We start from the raw sequence: 22,106 nt of genomic DNA, 5'->3' as shown, positions 1-22,106 counted from the left end.
AGGTGTCCTAACAAAACCGATCGGGCCAGCCTAGCAGCGGCGGCATCCGTTATGCTCGCAGTGTCGCGACTGGCGTTGAGGTGGGCTACCACCGGGGAGCGATTGACACGGCATTCGACCGCGCGCCTGGGCCGATGCGAGATTCCTCATCCCGAAAGCCGTCGTCAGGAGATCGTCATGACCGATTCGCTGTTCAACGCCCCCCTCTCCCAGGTCGATCCTGAGATCGCCGATGTGCTCGAGCGCGAGCTCGACCGCCAGCGCGGGTTCCTCGAGATGATCGCCTCCGAGAACTTCGTTCCCGTCTCGGTGCTGCAGTCGCAGGGCTCCGTTCTCACGAACAAGTACGCCGAGGGCTACCCCGGTCGCCGCTACTACGGCGGCTGCGAGGTCGTCGACGTCGCCGAGGAGCTCGCCATCGAGCGTGCCAAGGCGCTGTTCGGCGCCGAGTTCGCCAACGTCCAGCCGCACTCGGGCGCCTCGGCCAACGCCGCCGTCCTGCACGCGATCGCCCGCCCCGGCGACACGCTGCTCGGCCTCTCGCTCGACCACGGCGGCCACCTGACCCACGGCATGAAGATCAACTTCTCGGGCCGTCTCTACAACATCGTCGCGTACGGCGTCGACGCCGAGACCTCGCTCGTCGACATGGACGAGGTGCGGCGTCTTGCCCTCGAGCATAAGCCGAAGGTCATCATCGCCGGCTGGTCCGCCTACCCGCGTCAGCTCGACTTCGCCGCGTTCCGCGCGATCGCCGACGAGGTCGGGGCCCTCCTCTGGGTCGACATGGCGCACTTCGCCGGTCTCGTCGCGGCCGGCCTGCACCCCTCGCCCGTGCCGCACGCGCACGTCGTCTCGTCGACCGTGCACAAGACGATCGGCGGCCCCCGGTCGGGCTTCATCCTCACGAACGACGCCGACATCGCGAAGAAGATCAACTCGGCCGTCTTCCCGGGTCAGCAGGGCGGCCCGCTCATGCACGTCATCGCCGCCAAGGCGACCGCGTTCAAGCTCGCGGCATCCGACGCCTTCAAGGAACGCCAGCAGCGCACCGTCTCGGGCGCGGCGATCCTCGCCGACCGGCTCTCGCAGCAGGACGTGAAGGATGCCGGCATCTCGGTCCGCTCCGGCGGCACCGACGTGCACCTCGTCCTCGTGGACCTCCGCGACGCGGCGATCGACGGCAAGCAGGCCGAGGACCTGCTCCACGAGATCCGGATCACCGTCAACCGCAACGCGGTCCCGAACGACCCGCGCCCGCCGATGGTCACGTCGGGGCTCCGCATCGGCACCCCGGCGCTCGCGACCCGCGGCTTCGGCGACGCCGAGTTCACCGAGGTCGCCGACGTCATCGCGCTCGCGCTGCAGCCGGGTGCCGACCTCGAGGCGCTGCGCGCGCGCGTCGCGACGCTCGCCGACGCCTTCCCGCTGTACCCCGGCCTCCAGCAGTGACCCCCGGCATCCGGCCCCTCCTCCGCCCGCGAGACTGCACGCACGCCTCGAGACAGCGGTCGCGGACCGCGGTCTCGAGCTCCCGGTGCAGTCTCGCGGTCGAGGGGCGACGACAGGAGACACGATGACCGCGCAGATCCTCGACGGCAAGGCGGCCTCGGCCGCGATCAAGACCGAGCTGGCGGAGCGAGTGGCCGTGCTCAAGGAGCACGGTGTGACGCCCGGGATCGCCACCGTGCTCGTGGGGGCGGATCCGGCATCCCAGCTCTACGTGGGGATGAAGCACCGGCAGTCCGAAGCGATCGGGATGAACTCGATCCAGCGGGAGCTTCCCGCCGACGCGACGCAGGAGCAGGTCGAGGCGCTGATCGACGAGCTCAACGCCGACCCGGCGTGCCACGGCTACATCGTGCAGCTGCCCCTGCCGAAGCACCTCGACACCGACCGGATCCTCGAGCGCATCGACCCGGAGAAGGATGCCGACGGCCTCCACCCGACGAACCTCGGTCGCCTGGTGCTCAACGTCAACACCCCGATCACCTCGCCGCTGCCGTGCACGCCGCGGGGCGTCATCGAGCTGCTGGTGCGCAACGGTTACGACCTGGCGGGCAAGCACGTCGTCGTCGTCGGCCGCGGTGTCACGATCGGCCGGTCGATCGGTCTGCTGCTCACGCGCCGCGAGTACAACGCGACCGTGACGCTCACCCACACCGGCACGACCGACCTCGGCGCGCACCTGAGCGAGGCCGACGTCATCGTGGCCGCAGCAGGTGTGAAGCACATCGTCACCGCCGAGCACGTGAAGCCCGGCGCGGCGGTGCTTGACGTCGGCGTCACCCGCGAGGACGACCCCGAGACCGGCAAGAGCCGCGTCTACGGCGACGTGCACCCGGACGTCGCGGAGGTCGCCGGCTGGCTCTCGCCGAACCCCGGCGGCGTCGGCCCCATGACCGTCGCGCTCCTCATGACGAACGTCGTCGAGGTCGCCGAGCGCGCGGCGGGCCTGCGCGCCTGACGCGACGGCTGTGAACGAGGGATGCCGGGTGTCGCCCGGCATCCCTCGTTCACGTCTCGGAAGCCGCTCCCCTGTCGCAATCTGCGGAGGCGCGCGGCGTGTTGTGACAGGGGAGCCCTGGGGGTGGTGCCCGACGCCGCTCGCCTGTCGCAAACTGCGGGGGTGCGCGGCGTGTCGTGACAGGGGAGTGACCCGCGCGGGGCCTCAGGCGGTGAAGCGGGCGAGGAAGGCGCGGGTGCGCTCCTCGCGGGGATGCCGCAGCACCTCCGACGGCGGGCCCTGCTCCACGATCGTGCCGGCGTCGAGGAAGACGACGTGGTCGGCGACGTCACGTGCGAACGCCATCTCGTGCGTCGCCATGAGGATCGTCGCGCCCTCGGACGCCAGATCGCGGACGAGCTCCAGGACCTCTCCGACGAGCTCGGGGTCGAGCGCGGACGTGATCTCGTCGAGCAGCAGCACCTCGGGGTCGGTCGCGATCGCGCGGGCGATCGCCACGCGCTGCTGCTGACCCCCCGACAGCCGGTCGGGGTGGTCCTTCGCCTTGTCGGCGAGGCCGACGCGGGCGAGCAGCTCGCGGGCGCGGCTCTCGGCCTCGCGCCGCGGCACCCGGTGCACGACGCGCGAGGCGAGCGTCACGTTGTCGAGCACGGACAGGTGCGGGAAGAGGTTGAAGCTCTGGAACACCGCCCCGAGCCGTGCACGGACGCGGTTGCCGTCGACGCGGGGATCGGAGATGTCCTCGTCGCCGAGGAAGATCTGTCCGTCGTCGATCGGCTCGAGCAGTCCCAGGCAGCGCAGCAGCGTCGACTTGCCCGAGCCGCTCGCGCCGATGAGGGCGACGACCTCGTGCGCGGCGAGTGACACGTCGACGCCCTTCAGCACCTCGCGGTCGCCGAAGGACTTGTGGATGCCGGTGGCTCGCAGGACCGCGCTCACAGCACCGATCCCGTCTGCTCGCGCTCCCGGAGTCTGGCCGTGTACCAGTCCGTGAGGCGGATGGTGGGGATCGCGAGCAGGATGAACAGCATGCCGGCCACGACGTACGGCGTGAAGTTGTAGGTCGTGGCGACCACGCCCTTGGCTCGTGCGAGCGCGTCGAGGCCCGCGATGACCGAGATGAGCCCGACATCCTTCTGCATGGAGACGAAGTCGTTCATGAGCGCCGGCGTCATCTTTCGCAGGGCCTGCGGGAGGACGACGCGGCGGAGGGACTGGACGTGGCTGAGACCCAGCGCGCGGGCCGCCAGACGCTGGGACGGGTGGACGGACTCGATGCCCGCGCGGATGACCTCCGCGACATAGGACGAGTAGGTCAGCGTCACCGCGAGCACGCCGAGGAACAGCTCGTCGATGCGTTCCCCGACGACCGTCGGCAGGCCGAACCCTACGAGGTAGAGAACGATGATGAACGGCAGCCCGCGGAAGAGGTCCGTGTAGCCCGCGGCCAGCATCCGCGCGGGGAAGAAGACCGGACCGCGGAGCGTCCGGAGCAGGGCGATGAGCAGCGCGACGCCGCCGACCGTGAAGATCGAGATGCCGAGCACGGTGAGGTTGAGGAGGAAGCCCTCCCACACGACCGGGAGCGCCTGCACGGCGACCGCCGGGTCGAAGAAGCTCTGCTGGACCTTCGACCAGCCCTCGGTGTTGATCACCGTCGCCCAGACGACGACGGCGAAGACGAGGGTCGACGCGATGGCGATCAGCACGGATCGCCGTTCGCGGCCGCGCCGGTAGGCGCGACGGTCGAGCTCGAGCTCGCTCGGGATGCGGGTGGTCACGGATCGACGCTAGCGCGCCCTCACTGGAGCTCGGTGACGCCCTCGGTCAGACCCGAGAGCCATTTCTCCTCGAGGTCGGCGAGGGTGCCGTCCTCGCGGAGCTCGTCGACGGCGGCGCTGACGGCGGGGGTCAGCGGCGAGTCCTTCGCGAGGAGGAGGCCCCACTGGTCCTCGATGCCCGACTTCGGCAGCTCGCCGACGAAGAACGAGTTCTCGATGTAGAAATTCACGGCGACGTAAGCGGTCGGGGTGTCGAGGACGACGGCGTCGACCTGGCCGGCGCTCAGGGCGGCGGTGGCGTCCTCGTTCGAGTTGTAGAGCTTCGGCTTCAGTCCGAGGTCGAGCGCGTCGAGGGTGAGGGCGCTCGTGGAGTTCGCCATCGCGCCGATCGTGATGTCCTTGAGCCCCGCGAGGTCGGTGACGCCATCGGCCTTACCGCCCTTGAGGGCGATCAGCGACTGGCTGGCGGAGTAGTAGGGCGACGAGAAGTCCACACCCTGCTTGCGCTCGTCGGTGATCGTGTACTGCTGAACATTGAAGTCGAAGCTCTTCGGTCCCGGAGCGATCGCCGCGTCGAAGCTCGTCCGCACCCACTCGACGTCGTCCTTCGCGAAGCCGAGCTTGTCGGCGACGGCGTAGGCGACGGCGGCTTCGAAGCCTTCGCCGGACTCCGGGTCGTCGTCGATGACGTACGGCTCGTACGCGGTCTCGCCGGTCGCGATCGTCAGCTTGCCGGGGGTGACGTAGTCGTCGGGGGAGGGGCCCGCATCCGATGAGGACGAGGCGCTCGGCGCGGCGCTCGACGCGCAACCTCCGAGGAGCAGGGCGAGGGCGGCAGCGGATGCCGCGAGTGCGGTGCGCAGGGCGGGACGACGGGACATGAGGGCCTCCGGAGGCGCCGAGCAGGCTCGGTCGAGGGGGTTCGGGTGGCGACGCCGCGCGATCGGGCGGGTGCCGACCCTCATTCTCGCGCGGGGAGGGATGCCGCGGGCCCCGGAGCGTCGCTTTGTTACACGCCCGTCATCGCCGCGGGCCGGTAAGCGCTTGAGAGGATGACGGGGTGACTCCTTCTCGCACTCTCATCGTCGGGTCCGGTCGGATCGGCTCGCGTGTCGCGGCCGCGCTGCGCGACGCGGGCCGCGAGGTCTGGACACTGCGGCGGTCGGCGGCATCCGAGCCCGACCATCACCACATCGCGGCCGACCTCTCGCGTCCGCTGGAACGCCCGCTGCCGGCCGTCGACGCCGTCGTCGTGACACTGCCGCCCGGGGACGACGACTTCCTCGCTATGGCGGCGAGCCATCTCGCGGCGGCGCTCCCCGCGGCGCCGGGGCGGACGGTGTGGGTCTCGTCGACGCGCGTCTTCGAGGGGTACGGCGACGACCGCCCCCTGACCGAGGCCGACGAGCCGCGCCCGGCGGGTCCGCGCGCGCAGCAGCTCGTCGACGGAGAGGTGCGCGCCGTCGACCTGCTGGACGCGGTCATCCTGCGGCCGGCGGGGATCTACGGTCCCGGGCGCGACCGCCTCATCCGGCAGGTCCAGGCCGGTGCGCCGGTCGACCACGAGCGCCGGACCAACCGCATCCACGAGACCGACGTCGTGCGGACGATCCTCGCCCTGCTCGCCGCGGACGTCCCGCCGCGGGTGGTGCACGGCACGGACGAGCGCCCCGCCACGCTCGGCGAGGTCGTGACCTTCCTCGCCGGACGCCTCGGTGTGCCGGTGCCGCCGCGCGACGCGCCGGGTGAGCGGCGCGGCACCGTGCTCGACGGCGCGCTGCTGCGCTCGGTCGTCGGCCCGCTGGCCTACCCGACGTTCGAGGACGGCTACGGCGAGATGCTCGCCGAGCGCTGACCGCCGCGGGAGCCTGGGCGTCGACCCCTGGCGGGTGTCGGAGGCGCGCGGGAGGATGAGCGCATGAGCGTCGACCCCCGGATCCTCGACTGGCTGCGCGACTCCGACCCGTCGCTGCGATGGCAGGTCGAGCGCGACCTCGCGGGGGAGCCCGCCGAGGGGTGGCAGGCGACGCGCGCCCGTGTCGCGACGGAAGGGTACGGCGCGGCCCTGCTCGCGCAGCAAAGTGAGGACGGACAGTGGGAGGGCGGCGCGTACTTCCCGGCCGGGTTCTTCGGCAGCCCCGAATCGGAGATGCCGGGGCAGCCGTGGACGGCGACGACCTGGACGCTGAAGGATCTGCGCGAGTGGGGAGTCCCGGCATCCGCCCTCGGGGACACCGCCGACAAGCTCGACCGCCACAGCCGGTGGGAGTACGACGACCTGCCCTACTGGGGCGGCGAGGTCGACGTCTGCATCAACGCCTTCACGCTCGGGACCGGGGCCTGGCTCGGCGCCGACGTCTCGCGGCTCGTGCAGTGGTTCCCCGAGCATCAGCTCGCCGACGGCGGGTGGAACTGCGAGGCCGAGGAGGGTGATTCCGTCCGCAGCTCGTTCCACTCGACCCTCAACGCCCTGCGGGGCATGCTCGCTCACGAGGAGTTCACGGGCGACGCCGCCCTGCGCGACAGTCGCCGACGCGGTCAGGAGTATCTGCTCGAGCGCCGCTTGCTGTACCGGCTGTCGACCGGCGACCTCGTCGGACCCTTCGTGACGCAGTTCGTCTACCCGAACCGGCACCGTTACAGCGCACTCGCCGCCCTCGACCACTTCCGCGAGGCATCCCTGCACGACGGCGTCGCCCCCGACGAGCGACTCTCGGACGCCGTCGACCTGGTGCGGGCCGCGCAGCAGCCCGACGGGACGTGGCACCAGGGTCGCGTCCTCGAAGGGCGCCGCTGGTTCGATGTCGACGCTCCCGAGGGGCAGCCCTCGCGCTGGCTCACCTTCCTCGCGCTCCGCGCGCTGCAGTGGTGGGATGCCGCGCGGTGACCGCATCGCGTAGGTTCGGAGGTGTGACCGTCAATCCGCTCTTCCCGGCCGGCTACGACGTCGTCTGGTCCGTCGTTGCGGTCGTCATCATCGGGCTCGCGATCGTCGCGATCGTCTCGCTCTCGCGAGTGGCGCGCCGTCTGACCGCCGTGCAGGCGTTGATTTGGGTCCTCGTGGTGCTGTTCGTCCCGGTCCTCGGCCCCGTCGCCTGGCTCGCGGTCGGTCGGCGGGCCGGCCTCGAGGGCCGCCCCGACTCCCGCACCTGACGGTTCGCGCCTCAGCGCCGCAGGTTCATCTGCAGGATCTCCTCCTGGTACGGCGCGCGGACGGCGCCGGACACGCGCAGGTCCAGCAGCAGGAACGGGCGCTCGTCCGCCGGCAGCTCCCGCCAGCGTGCGAGCGCGTCGAGGTCGTCGAGGGTCCGCACGACGACGCCCTCGGCACCGACGGCGCGGGCGAGGCCGGCGAAGTCGACCTCGGGGATCTCCATCGGCCCGCGCGCGAGTCCCATCACCCCGTACAAGTGCACCTCGGCGCCGTACGCGCCGTCGTTCCACACGACCGCGAGGCCGCGGCCGCGCGCGACCCGGACGGCGGATTCGAGGTCGGCGATCGCCATGAGTCCGCCGCCGTCGCCGGTTGTGAGAACGATCGTCGACTCGGGACGCGCCGTCGCCGCACCGGGGACCGACGGGAAGCCGAGCCCGATCGACTGATATGCGGTGCCGACCATCATCATCCGGTCGGGTGAGGCGACCGGCCAGAACATGTTGGCCCAGCCGATGAAGTGGCCCCCGTCCGAGACGACGACGCGGTCCTCGGGCAGCAGCTCCGCGATGGCCGCCGCCGCGCTGCGGGGATCGAGCCGGCCGTCGGGGGCGATGCCGTCGCCGTGCTCCCGCGCGCGCAGTGCGGCGACGTCGACGCCTTCCCGCCAGCGCGACGCGTCGCCGCCGAGACGCTCGAGCTCGTCGGCGATCGCCCGCGCGGCGAGGGCGGCATCCGCCCGCAGGTACCGGCCGACCTGCGGATGCGTCGCCGCGGGTGCGACGTCGACCTGAACGATCGTCGCGTCGGGGGCGAACAGTTCGCCGAAGCGCATCGTGAACTGGTTGAGCGAGGCGCCGAAGACGACGACGACGTCGGCCTCGCGGACCGTCGCCATGGCCCGCTCGGCCCCGAAGCCGCCCGTGACCCCCAGGTCGAACTCCGCGCGCGGGAAGATTCCCCGGCCGAGGGCGGTGGATGCCGTCAGCGCCCCGGCCGCGTCGGCGAGACGTCCGAGCTCGTCGCCGGCCCCCGCGGTCCACGCGCCCCGACCGGCGAGCAGCAGGGGGCGCTCCGCCGTGGCGAGCAGACGCGCGATCGCCGCGACGGTCGCCTCGGCGTGGGGTCCGCTGGGTGCGAGCGGGGCGGGCAGCACCGGATCGGGTGTCGCGGGGATCTCGCCCGCCTCGCGGCCGCCGACGTCGTAGGGGATCGCGAGGACGACGGGGATGCGGAACGACAGGGCGTGCTCGATGGCGATGACCGTCGTGGCCGCGGCGTCCGTCCGTCCGACGGTGTAGGTGCGTACGCCGACCGCCGACGCGAGCGAGAGCTGGTCGACGTCCCACGGCCGCGGACCCGAGGTCGGTTCGTCGCCGACCACGAGCACGAGCGGCACACGCGCCTGCGCCGCCTCGGCGAGCGGGGTGAGCGTGTTCGTGAACCCGGCGCCGTAGGTGGCGGTCGCGGCGGCGAGCCCGCCCCCGGCCCGATGGTGCGCGTCGGCGGCGACGACCCCGCCCGCCTCGTGGCGGACGGCGGTGAAGGTGACGTCGTCGCGACGCTCGAGGGCGTCGAGGACGAGGGCGTTGCCGTTGCCCATCACGCCGAAGACATGGTCGATGTGGGCGGCGAGGGCGGAGGCGACGTGGGCGGCGACGGTGGGCATGGATGCTCCTGGAGACGATGACGACGGATGCCGTATGTGTCTCGCTCCCCGCGGCGTCGCGGGTGGCTGCGTGCCCCTTTTCCGAGCACCAGGGTCGGTCGCGCCCCTGGACGGCATTCAGTGTAGCCATGACGCGTGCGGGAATCACGCCCGCGTGCCACACTGCGGTCATGCTGCAGACGATGGAGATCAGCCTCACCCCGTTCGACGCGGCACGCATCGTCCTTGACCACGTGCAGTCGTCGGGCATGACGGTCGAGTGCGTGGGGCAGCACGCCACGGCGACGGAGTCCGGTCACCAGATGGCGCTGCTGATCTTCGAGAAGTACTACATGCGCACGAGCAGTCGCGCGTCCCTCACGGTCGTGATCGAGAACCTCGCCGGCCCGACGAAGGCCGTCTTCCGCGGATCCGGCGGGGCGAGGGGGCGCTGTTCCGCTTCGACTGGGGCGCGAGCGCCGACTTCGCCTCGAGCGTGATCGACGCGCTCGAGCCGTACGCGACGTCGGCCTGAGCGGCCGGATGCCGAGATGACGGATGCCGCGACGGTCCGCGCGCACCGGCTCCGCTCGCACCTGCTCGCCTCGCCCGCGGCGAGCGTCGTGGAGGTCGCCGAGCATCTGGGCGCCCTGCAGGCGCAGGACTTCGGCGCCGGGCGGTGGGCCCCCGGCATCCGGACTGCGGGGGAGACCTCCGTCGCGGACGTCGACCGGGCGTTCGACGACGGACACCTCGTCCGGGTGTGGACGCAGCGCGGCACGCTCCACACGGTCACGCCGTCGTCCGTCGCCGCGATCCTCGCGGTCACTGGCGCGCGGCAGCTGCGCGCGATCAGCGTCGATCCAAACGTGCTCGACCGGGCCGAGCGCGTCTTCCGGGCTGCGGTGGCCGTCGAGGGCCGTCTGACGCGAGCCGGCCTCGCGACGGCGCTCGAACGGGACGGTGTCGTCACCTCCGCGCGCCAGGCCGGCGGCATCCTGCTCGCCCTCTCCTTCCGGGGCGTCCTGGGTCTCGGGCCCGTCGTCCCGCGCGACGACGGTGTCACCCGCGAGCAGTTCCTCGTCCGGCTGCCCGACGGGGGCGCCGTCGGCGACGACCCCGCGGTGGACCTCCTCGTCGCCTACCTCCGCGGGCATGCGCCGGCGTCGACGGCGGACTTCGCGTGGTGGGCGGGGATCCCCGCGGGCCTGGCGCGCGCCGCGGGGGAACGCGCGGAGGACCGGGTCGTCGCCTTCGGTGACGGGCTCCTCGCCCTTCCGGGCGCATCCCCGGTGCCGCGCCCCGCAGCGGATGCCGCGACCCTCGCGCTGCCCGCCTTCGACGAGTACACGCTGTCGTACGCCGACCGGACGATCGGGCTCGGCGCGGGCGACCGGGTGACGGTCGGCCCCACGGCGAACGGGATGATGCGGCCGGTCATCCTGCGCCGCGGCGTGGCCGTCGGCACGTGGCGGCTCTCGCTCGCGAAGGGGGCGACGGGGGCCGCAGAGGCCACGCTGTTCGACGGCGAGACGGATGACGGGGTCGGCGCCGCGCTCGAACGCGCGCGACGCTTCTTCGGTTTCGCCTAGCCGTTCGCATGCGGGTACTAAAGAAGTTTCTGCGACCCGACGCCACGGTTAGCGTCGGCACCAGCCGGCCCACCCGAGGAGGCCGCACGGGAGGGAGCGCGTCATGGTCTCTCCGCTGCACGATGTGCCCGACCGCAGCTACGCCGAGATCCTCACTCGCGCGAGCGTACACCCGTCCCGCGGCGGCGATCAACACGACGCTCACGCGTGTCGGTCGAGGAACGCGTACACCTCGCCGTCGTCGACTCCCGGGAACATCCCGCGCGGCAGCGGCGAGAACATCTGCATGTGCACGCGGGCGCTCGGCCACGCCTTGCCCTGCCAGCGTTCGGTGAGGTCGGCGTCCGGCCGCCGGCAGCAGGCCTCGTCGGGGCAGGTCGACGTGGCGCGCTTCTGCGTCTCGCGCCCCCGGAACCAGCGGGCGTCGTCGAAGGGAACGCCGACGGTGATCGAGAACTCGCCCTCGGCGGTCGTGCCGGTCTGACTCGAGCACCAGAAGGTGCCGCCGGGGGTGTCGGTGTACTGGTAGTGCTCGGTCGTGCGGTTCTGCTCGGCGAACGCCGACCGCGCCGCGAACTTGCGACAGACGACCTGACCCTCGACCGAGCCGGTGACGTCCATGGGCAGCGGGAGACCGTCGTTCTCGTAGACGCGGTTGATGGCACCCGCCCCGTCGACGCGCAGGAAGTGCAGCGCGATGTCGAGGTGCTGCGTCAGGAGGTTGGTCAGCCGCATCCCGGCCGCCTCGTGCGTGACGCCGAACGCGTCGCGGAAATCCTCGACGGCCAGGTTCCGGTCCTTCTTCGCCTGCGACAGGAACGCGACGGATGCCGTCTCGGGCATGAGGCAGCACGCGGCGTAGTAGTTGATCTCGAGGCGCTGCTGCAGGAAGTCGGCGTAGTCCGTGGGTGGGGTGTGCCCGAGCAGGCGGTGCGCCATCGCCTGCAGGGCCATCGAGCGCAGGCCGTGTCCGCCGGGGATGGATGCCGGGGGCAGATAGATCCGGCCGTTCTCCAGGTCGGTGACCGAGCGAGCGGAGTGAGGGAGGTCGTTCGCGTAGATCAGCTCGAAGCCCAGCTGTTCCGCCATGATGCTGACGGTGCGGTGGGTGAGCGCACCGGTCGTGTGGCCGGCTGCCTTCAGCTTCTTCTCCGCGAGCTTCTCGATGTCGGGTAAATAGTTGTTCTGCTCTCGCATCCGCAGTCGCAGTTCCGTGTTGGCGCGACGTGCCTCCTCCGGGGTCGCGATCGACTCGCGCTCCCGGCGCTCGAGTTCGCGGTGGAGCGCGAGGATCCCCTCGATCGTCTCGTCCGTCATCGTCTTGGTGACCTTGACCGGAGCCACGCCCAGGCGGCGGAAGACCGGACTCTGCTGCGCGCGCTCGAGCTCGAGCTCGAGCGCGGCGCGCCGGTTCGGCGGCTCGTTCGAGAGCAGGTCGGTGACATCGGTCCCGGTCGCCGTCGCGATCGCCTGCAGGACCGACAGTTTCGGCTCGCGCCTGCCGTTCTCGATCAGGCTGAGCTGGCTGCCGGCGATGCCGACGATCGCCCCGAGCTCGTCGAGCGTGTACCCGTGGGCCTGGCGCTGATGACGGATGCGGTGGCCGAGGGTCGAGAGCTGGAGGGGCGTCGCCATGATCTTGAGCTTAGCGAAAGATTTCGGATTCTTTACGTCGAGAATCCCGGAAAGTGCCCTGATCCACCCGGCACAGTGGAACCACGACCACCCCGACCGAGGAGCGCCGAATGGCCATCGCAGACCTGTTCACCCGCCCCACCCGCACCGCGTCCACGCCCGCTGCGCACGCAGCCGCGGCGGCGCCCACCGGCATCCGCCCCACCGTCACGGGTGAGGGCATGGCGGCCCTGCACGCCTGGGTCGACGAGATCGCCGCCCTCACGCAGCCCGCCCGCATCCACTGGATCGACGGCTCCGCCGCCGAGAACGAGGCGCTCCTGCGCCAGCAGGTCGACGAGGGCAAGCTCATCAAGCTCAACCCCGAGTGGCGGCCCGGTTCGTACCTCGCCCGCTCGCACCCGAGCGACGTCGCCCGCACCGAGGCGCGCACCTTCATCGCGTCGGAGCGTGAAGAGGATGCCGGGCCCACGAACAACTGGATCGCGCCCGACGAGATCCGCGCCACCATCACGCCCCTGTTCGAGGGCAGCATGCGCGGGCGCACGATGTACGTCGTCCCGTTCTCGATGGGAGCCGTCGGCGGGCCGCTCTCGCACATCGGCGTGCAGCTCACCGACAGCGCCTACGCGGTCACCTCGATCGGGATCATGACGCGGGTCGGCGCGTCGGTGCTGGAGCAGATCGCCGACGGCAAGCCCTGGGTGAAGACGGTGCACTCCGTCGGCGCTCCGCTCGCGCCCGGCGAGCAGGACGCCGCCTGGCCCTGCAGCGACGAGAAGTACATCGTGCACTTCCCCGAGACGCTCGAGGTGTGGTCCTTCGGCTCGGGCTACGGCGGCAACGCGATCCTCGCGAAGAAGTGCTTCGCGCTGCGCATCGCCTCGGTCATCGGACGGGACGAGGGCTGGCTCGCCGAGCACATGCTACTCATCCGCGTCATCGACCCGGCCGGCAAGGCCTACCACGTCGCCGCCGCGTTCCCCTCGGCCTGCGGGAAGACGAACCTCGCCATGCTCCGCCCGACGATCCCGGGCTGGCGCGTCGAGACCCTCGGCGACGACATCGCGTGGCTGCGCCCGGGCGACGACGGACGCCTCTGGGCGATCAACCCCGAGGCCGGCTTCTTCGGCGTCGCGCCCGGCACCGGTGAGTCCACCAATGTGACGGCGGTCGACACGCTCTGGGGCAACACGATCTTCACGAACGTCGCGCTGCGCCCCGACGGCGACGTCTGGTGGGAGGGTCTCACCGACGAGGCGCCGGCCGAGCTCACCGACTGGGAGGGCAAGCCCTGGACCCCGGCATCCGGTCGTCCTGCGGCCCACCCGAATTCGCGCTTCACGGTCAGCGCGGACCAGTGCCCCCAGATCGCCGAGGACTGGGATGCCCCCGAGGGGGTGCCGCTCGACGCGATCCTCTTCGGCGGACGCCGCGCGACCAACGTGCCGCTCGTGGTCGAGGCGACCGACTGGACCCACGGCGTGTTCATGGGCTCGAACATCTCGTCGGAGCGCACCGCGGCCGCCGAGGGACTCGTCGGCGAGCTGCGCCGCGACCCGTTCGCCATGCTGCCGTTCTGCGGCTACAACATGGCCGACTACTTCGCCCACTGGCTGAAGGTCGGGCAGCAGCTGCGCTTCGACCGCGCTCCGCGCATCTTCCAGGTCAATTGGTTCCGCAAGGGATCCGACGGACGCTTCCTGTGGCCGGGCTTCGGCGACAACGCGCGCGTCATCGACTGGATCATCCGCCGGATCGACGGGTCCGTCGGCGCCGTCGACAGCCCCGTCGGACGCCTGCCGCGCACCGAGGACCTCAACCTCGCGGGTATCGAGGTGCCGCAGGCGGATCTCGACGAGCTGTTCGCGGTGGACCCGGCATCCTGGCTCGCCGAAGCCGACCTCACCGAGGAGTTCTACCGCACCTTCGGCGGCAAGGTCCCCGCGGCCCTGTACGCCGAGCTCGCCGCCCTCCGCTACCGACTGCAGCGCGCCCAGCCGCGCGCCTGACGCGCCCGCGGTCGCCGAGACGTCGCAGATGGTCGCTCTCCCGCTCGAGAGGCGACCATCTGCGACGTTTCAGCCGTCGACCCGACGCGAACGGCTGTTCCCGGATGCCGGGAGCCGCCGTTCGCGTCGGCTCGCGGTGCGTTCGTGTCAGACGAGCAGCTGGCGGGCGGCGAGGTCGCGGTAGAGCGGCACGTCGCGGATGAGCTCGTCGTGCGTGCCCTGGCCGATCACGCGGCCGTGGTCGAGGACCACGATGAGGTCGCTGTCGACGACGGTCGAGAGCCGGTGGGCGATCACGACGAGCGTGCGGCCGGCCGCGACGGCGTCGATCGCCTCCCGCATCCGTTGCTCATTGAGCCCGTCGAGCGACGACGTCGACTCGTCGAGCAGCAGGATGGGAGGAGCGGCCAGCAGCGCCCGCGCGATCGCGAGGCGCTGGCGCTCGCCGCCCGACAGCATGACGCCCGCCTCGCCGACGGGTGCCTGCAATCGCAGCGGTGAGCGCTCGAGCACGTCCGTCAGGTTGACGGCGGCGAGGACCCGTTCGCAGTCCGCATCGGACGCGTCGGGTGACGCGAGCCGCAGGTTGTCGGCGATGGTGCCGGCGAGAGTCGGGGCGTCCTGCTCGACGTAGCCGAGGCGGGCGCGCAGCGAGAGGCGGTCGAGCGCGCGGGCGTCGACCCCGTCGATGAGCACGGCGCCGGCGGTCGGGTCGTAGAACCGCTCGATGAGGGCGAGGGTCGTCGACTTCCCGGCGCCGGACGGGCCGACGAGGGCGACGCGGGATCCGCGCGGCACCCGGAACGAGACGCCCCGCAGCACCGTGGCCTCGGGCTCCGGCTCGGCGTCCTCGGGCAGGGGTGCGCGCGCGTCCGCGAGGGTCTTCAGTGCCTCGTCCTGCGCGCTCCGGCGGGCGCGGACGACCGCCTCGGGGTAGGAGAAGTGCACGTCGCGGAACTCGATGGCGGCCGCGCTGTCGGGGGAGGGGGCGACGGCGGATGCGGCGATCGCGGCATCCTCCGCCGTCTCGTCCGGCAGGTCGAGGACCTCCTGGATGCGGCCGAGCGCGCCGAGGGCCTGGTTCACCGACGTGATGGCCCCGAAGAACGAGGCGAGCGGCTGGACGAGGAAGAAGAGGAACATGACGAACACGACCAGCTGGGCGATCTCGATCGCGCCCGACGCGACGCGGAAGCCACCCACGCCGAGGACCACAAGGAGCGACACCTGCAGCGCGATGCCCGCCACGGGGACGACGACCGCCGACGCCTTCGCGACCGACACGCCGGCGTCGTACGCCTCGCTCGCGGTGGCCGAGATGGCCGCCTGCTCACGGGATTCGGCGCCGGATGCCCGGATCGTGCGGATCGAGCCGATCGCGCGTTCCACACCCGAGGCGAGGGCGCCGACCTTCTCCTGCTGCACGGACGTCGCCCGCCGGATGCGTCCGCTCAGGACGCCGACGACGGCGGCCGAGGCGCCGATCACGACCACGATGAGCAGCAGCAGCACCGGGTCGATCACGAGCATCGCGACGATCGCGCCGACGAAGATGAGCGCGTTGCCGATCGAGTCCGCGAAGCCCTGCGTGAGGACGGCATAGAGCAGCGTCGTGTCGGTGCCCACGCGCGAGACGAGGTCGCCGGTGCGCCGCGCGTCGTACTCCTGCACCGGAAGGTGTAGGAGCTTCGCGATCAGACGCCGCCGGCTCGAGTAGACGACCGCGGTGCCGGTGCGCTGCAGGAGGTAGTGCTGGAACCCGCCGATGAGGGACGAGACGACCACGAGGCCCACGAGGACCCAGACGAGGATGCCGAGGGCCTGGCCGGCCTGCACGCGCCCGATGACGTCGCCGACGAGGAGCGGCTGCACGAGGGTGGCGACCGCCTCGAGGACGCTCAGGACGGCGACGACGACGAGGACGCCCTTGTGCTCGAGCAGGAAGGGGAGGAGCTGGCGGAGGCTGGCGCGGGGGCCGTCGTCCTTCGAGGGGCGACGCAGACCGCGGCGGGGCGTGGACATCCCTCTATCTTCCCCCTCGCGGCTGAGGGGATGTCCGATGCCGTCGGTAGGGTGGTGCGGTGCCAGAAGCCGTGATCCGCGCCGAGAGCCTCGTGAAGGCCTATAAGACCAAGGGCAAGCCCGACTTCGTCGCCGTCGACGGCCTGTCGTTCGAGGTCGCGCCGGGCGAGTCGTTCGGACTCCTCGGTCCGAATGGCGCGGGCAAGTCGACGACGATGAAGATGATCGGCGCCGTCTCGACCCGCACGAGCGGCGATCTCTCGATCCTCGGGCTCGATCCCGACCGGTACGGACCCGAGATCCGGTCCCGGTTCGGCGTGGTCCCGCAGCAGGACAACCTCGACGGTGAGCTCAACGCCCGCGAGAACCTGTACATCTACGGCCGGTACTTCGGGCTGCCCGGCAAGGTGTGTGCCGAGAAGGCCGACGAGCTGCTCGCCTTCGCGCAGCTCGAGGACAAAGCCAAGAGCAAGGTCGACCAGCTCTCCGGCGGCATGAAGCGTCGCCTCACGATCGCCCGCGGACTCATCAACGACCCCCGCATCCTGCTCCTCGACGAGCCGACGACGGGGCTCGACCCGCAGGCGCGGCACGTCCTGTGGGACCGCCTGTTCCGCCTCAAGGAGCGCGGGACGACCCTCGTCCTCACGACGCACTACATGGACGAGGCCGAGCAGCTCTGCGACCGGCTCATCGTCGTCGACAAGGGGCGCATCATGGCCGAGGGGAGCCCGGCCTCCCTCATCCGCGAGCACTCCAGCCGCGAGGTGCTCGAGGTGCGCTTCGGGTCCGACCGCAACGAGCAGGTCGCGGCGCAGCTGCAGGGGGTCGGCGATCGCATCGAGGTGCTGCCCGATCGCATCCTCGTGTACGCGCACGACGGCGAGGCGGCGCTCGAGCGCGTCACCGCGGCGGGCCTGCAGCCCCTCACGAGTCTCGTGCGCCGCTCGAGTCTCGAGGACGTCTTCCTCCGTCTCACCGGACGGTCGCTGATCGAATGAGCGGGACGACCCCGTCGGTGCAGCCGACGCTCGACGAGTTGCGCGCCGAGGCCCTGGAGTGGGGCCGCAAGCCGCGCCGGTACGGCAGCTGGTACGTGACCGAGCACATGGTCCGCGCGATGCGCGCGTACGGCTGGACGATCGTCATCGGCGCCCTCGGGCAGCCGGTGCTGTATCTGCTGGGTCTCGCCGCGGGTCTCGCCGCCCTCATCCAGGCGCCCATCGACGACCGCGGCGTGCAGGTGGACTACCTCGTGTTCGTCGCCCCTGCTCTCCTCGTCACGGCGGCGATCTCGGTCGCCTCCGAGGAGATGACCTACCCCGTCATGGCCGGGTTCAAGTGGCGGCGCTACTTCTTCGGGTTCAACGCGTCCGCCCTGTCGAGCCCGCAGATCGCGAACGGCGTCGTCATCGGCGCCGCCGCCCGCATGGCGTTCGCGGTCGCGGCGTACTACCTCTTCATCTGGCTCCTGGGTGCCCTCGGCATCGGATGGACGACCGTGCCGCATCCCGAGACGGGCTGGCTCGCGATCCCGGCGGGTCTGCTCGCGGGCCTCGCCTTCGGCATCCCGCTCATGGCGTACGCGGGGTCGATCGAAGACGACAAGGGGCAGTTCGCGCTCGTGCAACGGTTCGTCTTCATGCCGATGTTCCTGTTCTCGGGCACCTTCTATCCGCTCGAAACCCTGCCGGCCTGGCTGCAGTGGATCGGATGGGTATCGCCGCTCTGGCACGGCGCCGAGCTCGGCCGACTGGCGACGTACGGTGCCGCCGTGCCGCCGGCGATGATCGCCGTCCACCTCGCGTACCTCGTCGTGCTCGCGGGCGTCGGCTACCTGTGGGGCCGCAAGGTCTTCGTCGAGAGGCTCGCGAAGTGAGCGCCGCGACCGTCGAGGCCACCGCGCGTCGCGGGGGAGTGCGGGCGCTGTGGGCGGGCAACCCCGGCGCGGTCGTGCAGCGCGGCTTCCTCGCCGCCCGGTCGTCGAGTTGGGCCGTCGTCCTCTCCGGGTTCTTCGAGCCGGTCTTCTACCTCGCGTCGATGGGGCTGGGGCTCGGGGCGCTCATCGGCGACGTCGAGACGTCGCAGGGCATCCCGGTGAGCTACGCCGCGTTCATCGCTCCCGCCCTCCTCGCTGTCTCGGCGATGAACGGTGCGATCTACGACTCCACCTGGAACGTCTTCTTCAAGCTCAACTACGGCAAGCTCTACGAGGGCATGCTGGCGACCTCGCTCGGTCCGCTCGACGTGGCCCTCGGCGAGATCCTCTACGCGCTCCTGCGCGGTCTGCTCTACGCGACCGGGTTCATGATCGTCATGCAGATCCTCGGGCTGAACCTGGCGTGGACGGCGATCCTCGCGATCCCGGCGGTGCTGCTCATCGCGTTCGGCTTCGCCAGTCTCGGCATGGCCGTCACGAGCTACATGAAGACGTTCCAGCACATGGACTGGATCAACTTCGTCCTGCTGCCGATGTTCCTGTTCTCGGCGACGTTCTACCCGATCACCGTCTACCCCGAATGGGTGCAGTCGATCGTCATGGCGCTGCCGCTCTGGCACGGCGTCGAACTGATCCGCGGGCTGACCACCGGCATCCTGTCGGCGGGCATGCTGTGGCACGTCCTGTACTACGTCGTGATGATCGCGGTCGGACTCGTCTTCACGACGAAGCGCCTGCGCGCGCTGTTCCTCGACTGAGGGTCAGCGTCCCGATTCCATGACCTCGCGCGCCTTGCGGATGCGGCGGGGGTTGACCGGATGCGTCGCGAGCACGACCTTGCCGCGCGAGTGCAGCTTCTGCAGGTCGTCGTATGCTTCGGCGACGTCGGCGAGCGGGTAGAAGCCCGACACGAGGACGTTGACCGCCCGCTTCTCGGCGAGCTCGACGACCTTGCGGAGCTGGTCGGTGCCATGGGCGACGGCCGCGGGGTCGTCCGACAGCAGGGCGACCTCGCGATCGCGACGGTCGGCGCTCGAGCGGAACTTGCTCGCGGGGACGCCGAGGGCTTCGGCGATCTCGTGTCCGTCCTGCCCGAAGTTGTCGATGTACGCGCTGACCCCGTCGGGGGCGAGGGCGCGGATCCGGTCGACGATCCCCTCGCCGTAGCGCACCGGCTTCACACCGAGCTGCCGCAAGTAGTCGAAGTTGCGGTCGCCGCACGTCCCGATCACGCGAGCACCGCGGTGCATGGCGATCTGCGCCTCGACGCTGCCGACACCGCCCGCCGCGGCTGAGACGACCACCGTGTCGCCGGCGCCCACCTTGAGTTCGTCGAGGATGTCGAGGGCCGTCGTGCCGGCGAGGTAGAGACCGCCCGCGGTCTCGAACATGACGTTCTTGGGCTTGCGCACGAGCCGGTCGGTCGACACCGTGAGGTGGCTGGCCTGCGCTCCCGAGCGGACGTGACCGACGACGTCGCTGCCGACGGGGAAGCCCGCCGTGTCGGGGCCGACGGCGATCACGGTACCGGCGAAGCAGCTGCCTGATCGGCGGGGGAACGGGTCGTCCCATTCCTTCTCGGCGCCCGAGCGGACGAAGCCGTCGATGTGGTTGAGGCCCATCGTCATGACCTCGACGGTCACCTCGCCCGGGCCGGGCTCCGGAAGCGGGCGGGTGACGAGGTGGAGCACCTCGGGTCCGCCGGTCTCCTCGTACTCGACGACCGATGCCTGTGTGACCTTCTTGATGGCCATCGTCCACTCCTCACGTGCCTGTGGGGCCGACGATAGTCCTGCGCCCGGACGGAGGGGAGCTCTTGACAGACGGATGCCGCGACCCTTCCGGTGGGGTGGGGCGCGGCATCCGCTCGTCAGGGTCGTGTCAGCGTGCGCCGAGGTCGACGTGTCCGATGTTCGTCTCGTACTCGACGTCCTTCGTCTCCTTCGACAGCCACAGGGCGATGAAGGTGAGGACGGCCGAGCCCGACAGGTAGACGCCGACGAGCCACGGCGATCCGCCGGCGGCGGCCCAGAGGGCGGTCGCGACGATGGGGGCGAGCGCGGCGCCGAGGATCGACGACACGTTGTACGAGATCGCCGACCCGGTGTAGCGGACGTTCGTCGGGAACAGCTCGGGGAGCAGGGCACCCATCGGACCGAACGTCGCACCCATGAGCATGAACCCGAAGATCAGGAAGGCCTGCACGAGGGCGCCGCTGAACTTGGGGTCGAGCTGGGGCAGGAGGAAGACGTTGAAGAGCAGACCGAAGACGGCGATCGCCCCTGTGATCCACAGCAGCAGGCGGCGACGGCCGATCGTGTCGGCGACGGGGCCCGAGAGCAGCGTGAAGACGCCGAAGAAGACGACACCGACGATCTGCATGATGACGAAGTCGGTGTACCCGAACCCGAGGCCCGGCACGTAGGTGGCCGCGTCGAACGCCGCGCCCGCAGCCTCCGCTGCGGCGGCGGCTCCCTCGGTCGTAGCCTTCGTGCCGTAGGCGAGGGTGAAGCTCGTCATCAGGTAGAAGAGCACGTACGTGGCGAGCATGATGAACGTGCCGAGGATGAGCTGCTTCCAGTGGCGACGGACGACCTCGCCGAGGGGGAACTTGCGGATCGCGCCCGTCTTCTCGGCCTTGGCGAACGTCTCGGACTCGACGAGCTTGAGACGCACGTACAGGCCGACGATCACCATGACCGCCGAGAACAGGAACGGCACGCGCCAGCCCCAGGCGAGGAACTCCTCGCTGCGCTGCGCGGGGCCGTCGGGGTGCGGCAGCAGGAAGTAGATCACCAGGAACACCGTGTTGGCGATGATGAAGCCGATCGGCGCGCCGAGCTGCGGGAACGTGCCGTACCAGGCGCGCTTGCCCTTCGGGGCGTTCTCGGTCGCGACGAGTGCGGCACCCGACCACTCGCCGCCGAGGGCGAAGCCCTGCGCGAGGCGGAGGACGAGCAGCAGGATCGGGGCGAGCACGTCGACCTGGTCGAACGTCGGCAGGAGGCCGATGAGGAAGGTGGCGACACCCATCGTGAGCAGCGACCCGACGAGGGTCGCCTTGCGTCCGAACTTGTCGCCGAAGTGGCCGAAGACGACGGCGCCGACGGGGCGGGCGACCATGGCGGCGCCGAAGATGCTGAACGAGAGCAGCAGGTTCGTGGTGTCGTTGCCGGCGGGGAAGAACAGGATGGGGAAGACGAGGACGGCGGCGGTCGCGTAGACGTAGAAGTCGTAGAACTCGATCGTGGTGCCGATGAGGCTCGCCGTGATGACGCGGGAGCGGGGATTGGCGGGTGCGGTGGATGCCGCGGGTGCTGCGGATGACATGCGGGGGACCTTCGGAACGAAGCGGTGGGTCCTCATGGGACGCGTCGGCGGCGGACGTCCTCGCAGGGGTGATGCGAGGGCGTCACAGCTCTGGGATCACCGAGGCGCCGACGGAGTCGCCGGCGCCAAACCTCAAGCCTACTCCCGCATGTCCCCGCGAGCGGGGGTCGTCACCAGATGACCGCGAGCCCGGCGTTGAGGAGGGTGAGGATGCCGATGGGCCAGAAGATCCCGGCGGGCACCGACCCCGACTTCCGCAGGCGTCCTGCGCCGGCACCGAGGAGGCCGCCGATGAGGACGAGGACGACGAGCTTGATGCCGATCTTGGCGTAGTTCATGTCGTGGTCGAGACCCCACGGCGCCGAGAGCGCGAGGCCCGCGACGAGTGCGATGCCGAGGCCCCAGTGCATGATGCGCGTCACTCGGCGCTGTCCGACGAGTTCGACCACCCACGCCCCGAAGAGCGTCGCGAAACCGACGAGGTGGACGAGGACGACGATGCTGCGCAGGATCTCCATGCCCTCAG

General features: G+C 70.9%; 20 protein-coding genes and 1 riboswitch. Of the genes, 11 read left to right on the top strand and 9 right to left on the bottom strand.

The features are described 5' to 3' along the window. Window positions 1-55 precede the first annotated feature (55 nt). Window positions 56-139, top strand: a riboswitch (ZMP/ZTP riboswitch). Between the two features lie 38 nt (window positions 140-177). Together glyA and ACPEH0_RS10010 are read left to right on the top strand one after the other, a co-directional pair. Next, window positions 178-1,452 carry a serine hydroxymethyltransferase gene (glyA, locus tag ACPEH0_RS10015; protein ID WP_366214023.1) on the top strand — a complete coding sequence of 425 codons (1,275 nt, stop codon included), beginning with the start codon at window positions 178-180 and terminating at the stop codon, window positions 1,450-1,452. A gap of 124 nt (window positions 1,453-1,576) precedes the next feature. Beyond that, the gene (locus ACPEH0_RS10010) at window positions 1,577-2,467 is read left to right on the top strand and encodes a bifunctional methylenetetrahydrofolate dehydrogenase/methenyltetrahydrofolate cyclohydrolase (protein ID WP_366214024.1); all 891 of its coding nucleotides are present in this window, start codon (window positions 1,577-1,579) and stop codon (window positions 2,465-2,467) included. Window positions 2,468-2,671: 204 nt separating this feature from the next. Here ACPEH0_RS10010 and ACPEH0_RS10005 read toward each other — a convergent pair whose 3' ends face one another. From ACPEH0_RS10005 to ACPEH0_RS09995, 3 genes are read right to left on the bottom strand one after another with little or no spacing between them, the layout of a single operon-like run. Then, the gene (locus tag ACPEH0_RS10005; protein WP_217531624.1) at window positions 2,672-3,406 is read right to left on the bottom strand and encodes an amino acid ABC transporter ATP-binding protein; all 735 of its coding nucleotides are present in this window, start codon (window positions 3,404-3,406) and stop codon (window positions 2,672-2,674) included. Beyond that, window positions 3,403-4,248 carry an amino acid ABC transporter permease gene (locus ACPEH0_RS10000; RefSeq protein ID WP_366214025.1) on the bottom strand — a complete coding sequence of 282 codons (846 nt, stop codon included), beginning with the start codon at window positions 4,246-4,248 and terminating at the stop codon, window positions 3,403-3,405. Before ACPEH0_RS10000 ends, ACPEH0_RS10005 begins: the two co-directional genes overlap by 4 nt. Before the next feature lie 20 nt (window positions 4,249-4,268). After that, window positions 4,269-5,129 carry an ABC transporter substrate-binding protein gene (locus ACPEH0_RS09995; protein ID WP_366214026.1) on the bottom strand — a complete coding sequence of 287 codons (861 nt, stop codon included), beginning with the start codon at window positions 5,127-5,129 and terminating at the stop codon, window positions 4,269-4,271. A gap of 179 nt (window positions 5,130-5,308) precedes the next feature. On the opposite strand from ACPEH0_RS09995, the gene ACPEH0_RS09990 reads away from it, so the two are divergent. The 3 genes from ACPEH0_RS09990 (at window position 5,309) to ACPEH0_RS09980 (ending at window position 7,401) form a co-directional block, all read left to right on the top strand. Further along, the gene (locus ACPEH0_RS09990) at window positions 5,309-6,103 is read left to right on the top strand and encodes an NAD(P)H-binding protein (protein WP_366214027.1); all 795 of its coding nucleotides are present in this window, start codon (window positions 5,309-5,311) and stop codon (window positions 6,101-6,103) included. 63 nt (window positions 6,104-6,166) lie between these two features. Then, a complete protein-coding gene (locus ACPEH0_RS09985; protein ID WP_366214028.1) occupies window positions 6,167-7,135 on the top strand; it encodes a squalene cyclase in 969 nt (322 codons plus the stop codon). Window positions 7,136-7,158: 23 nt separating this feature from the next. Next, window positions 7,159-7,401 (top strand): PLDc N-terminal domain-containing protein, encoded by a 243-nt coding sequence (locus tag ACPEH0_RS09980; RefSeq protein ID WP_217531628.1) that lies wholly within the window; start codon window positions 7,159-7,161, stop codon window positions 7,399-7,401. Between the two features lie 11 nt (window positions 7,402-7,412). On the opposite strand, the gene ACPEH0_RS09975 is transcribed toward ACPEH0_RS09980, so the two are convergent. Continuing rightward, a complete protein-coding gene (locus ACPEH0_RS09975) occupies window positions 7,413-9,071 on the bottom strand; it encodes a thiamine pyrophosphate-binding protein (RefSeq protein ID WP_366214029.1) in 1,659 nt (552 codons plus the stop codon). A gap of 128 nt (window positions 9,072-9,199) precedes the next feature. Between ACPEH0_RS09975 and ACPEH0_RS09970 the strand changes: the two genes are divergently transcribed. Both ACPEH0_RS09970 and ACPEH0_RS09965 read left to right on the top strand, forming a co-directional pair. Then, the gene (locus tag ACPEH0_RS09970; protein ID WP_366214030.1) at window positions 9,200-9,550 is read left to right on the top strand and encodes a DUF6054 family protein; all 351 of its coding nucleotides are present in this window, start codon (window positions 9,200-9,202) and stop codon (window positions 9,548-9,550) included. A 51-nt stretch (window positions 9,551-9,601) separates the two neighbouring features. Then, window positions 9,602-10,642 (top strand): winged helix DNA-binding domain-containing protein, encoded by a 1,041-nt coding sequence (locus tag ACPEH0_RS09965; protein WP_366214031.1) that lies wholly within the window; start codon window positions 9,602-9,604, stop codon window positions 10,640-10,642. Window positions 10,643-10,843: 201 nt separating this feature from the next. Here ACPEH0_RS09965 and ACPEH0_RS09960 read toward each other — a convergent pair whose 3' ends face one another. Next, window positions 10,844-12,277, bottom strand: coding sequence for a helix-turn-helix domain-containing protein (locus ACPEH0_RS09960; protein WP_366214032.1), 1,434 nt, complete (start codon window positions 12,275-12,277; stop codon window positions 10,844-10,846). Window positions 12,278-12,387: 110 nt separating this feature from the next. On the opposite strand from ACPEH0_RS09960, the gene ACPEH0_RS09955 reads away from it, so the two are divergent. After that, window positions 12,388-14,289 (top strand): phosphoenolpyruvate carboxykinase (GTP), encoded by a 1,902-nt coding sequence (locus tag ACPEH0_RS09955; protein WP_366214033.1) that lies wholly within the window; start codon window positions 12,388-12,390, stop codon window positions 14,287-14,289. Window positions 14,290-14,436: 147 nt separating this feature from the next. On the opposite strand, the gene ACPEH0_RS09950 is transcribed toward ACPEH0_RS09955, so the two are convergent. Further along, complete coding sequence (locus ACPEH0_RS09950; protein ID WP_366214034.1) at window positions 14,437-16,311, bottom strand: ABC transporter ATP-binding protein; 1,875 nt, start codon at window positions 16,309-16,311, stop codon at window positions 14,437-14,439. A 59-nt stretch (window positions 16,312-16,370) separates the two neighbouring features. Here ACPEH0_RS09950 and ACPEH0_RS09945 point away from each other — a divergent pair, with 59 nt between their 5' ends. Genes ACPEH0_RS09945 through ACPEH0_RS09935 form a run of 3 tightly spaced genes read left to right on the top strand, consistent with a single transcriptional unit; the run spans window position 16,371 to window position 19,008 of the window. Beyond that, window positions 16,371-17,312 carry an ABC transporter ATP-binding protein gene (locus ACPEH0_RS09945; RefSeq protein WP_366214035.1) on the top strand — a complete coding sequence of 314 codons (942 nt, stop codon included), beginning with the start codon at window positions 16,371-16,373 and terminating at the stop codon, window positions 17,310-17,312. Then, the gene (locus tag ACPEH0_RS09940) at window positions 17,309-18,190 is read left to right on the top strand and encodes an ABC transporter permease (protein WP_366214036.1); all 882 of its coding nucleotides are present in this window, start codon (window positions 17,309-17,311) and stop codon (window positions 18,188-18,190) included. Before ACPEH0_RS09945 ends, ACPEH0_RS09940 begins: the two co-directional genes overlap by 4 nt. Further along, a complete protein-coding gene (locus tag ACPEH0_RS09935; protein WP_366214037.1) occupies window positions 18,187-19,008 on the top strand; it encodes an ABC transporter permease in 822 nt (273 codons plus the stop codon). The genes ACPEH0_RS09940 and ACPEH0_RS09935 overlap by 4 nt, the downstream gene beginning before the upstream one ends. A gap of 3 nt (window positions 19,009-19,011) precedes the next feature. Here the strand turns inward: ACPEH0_RS09935 and ACPEH0_RS09930 are convergent, their stop codons facing one another. The 3 genes from ACPEH0_RS09930 to ACPEH0_RS09920 form a co-directional block, all read right to left on the bottom strand. Further along, window positions 19,012-20,004: an NADP-dependent oxidoreductase gene (locus tag ACPEH0_RS09930; protein ID WP_366214038.1), complete on the bottom strand. Its 993-nt coding sequence runs from the start codon at window positions 20,002-20,004 to the stop codon at window positions 19,012-19,014. A 127-nt stretch (window positions 20,005-20,131) separates the two neighbouring features. Beyond that, window positions 20,132-21,580 (bottom strand): MFS transporter, encoded by a 1,449-nt coding sequence (locus ACPEH0_RS09925; RefSeq protein ID WP_423719453.1) that lies wholly within the window; start codon window positions 21,578-21,580, stop codon window positions 20,132-20,134. 170 nt (window positions 21,581-21,750) lie between these two features. After that, the gene (locus tag ACPEH0_RS09920) at window positions 21,751-22,098 is read right to left on the bottom strand and encodes a Fe-S protein (RefSeq protein ID WP_359918154.1); all 348 of its coding nucleotides are present in this window, start codon (window positions 22,096-22,098) and stop codon (window positions 21,751-21,753) included. Window positions 22,099-22,106: the final 8 nt, after the last annotated feature.

The sequence above is a fragment of the Microbacterium sp. NPDC079356 genome, assembly GCF_049545465.1.
Lineage (GTDB): Bacteria > Actinomycetota > Actinomycetes > Actinomycetales > Microbacteriaceae > Microbacterium > Microbacterium gawkjiense.
This window is presented reverse-complemented; position numbering and strand designations above follow the sequence as displayed.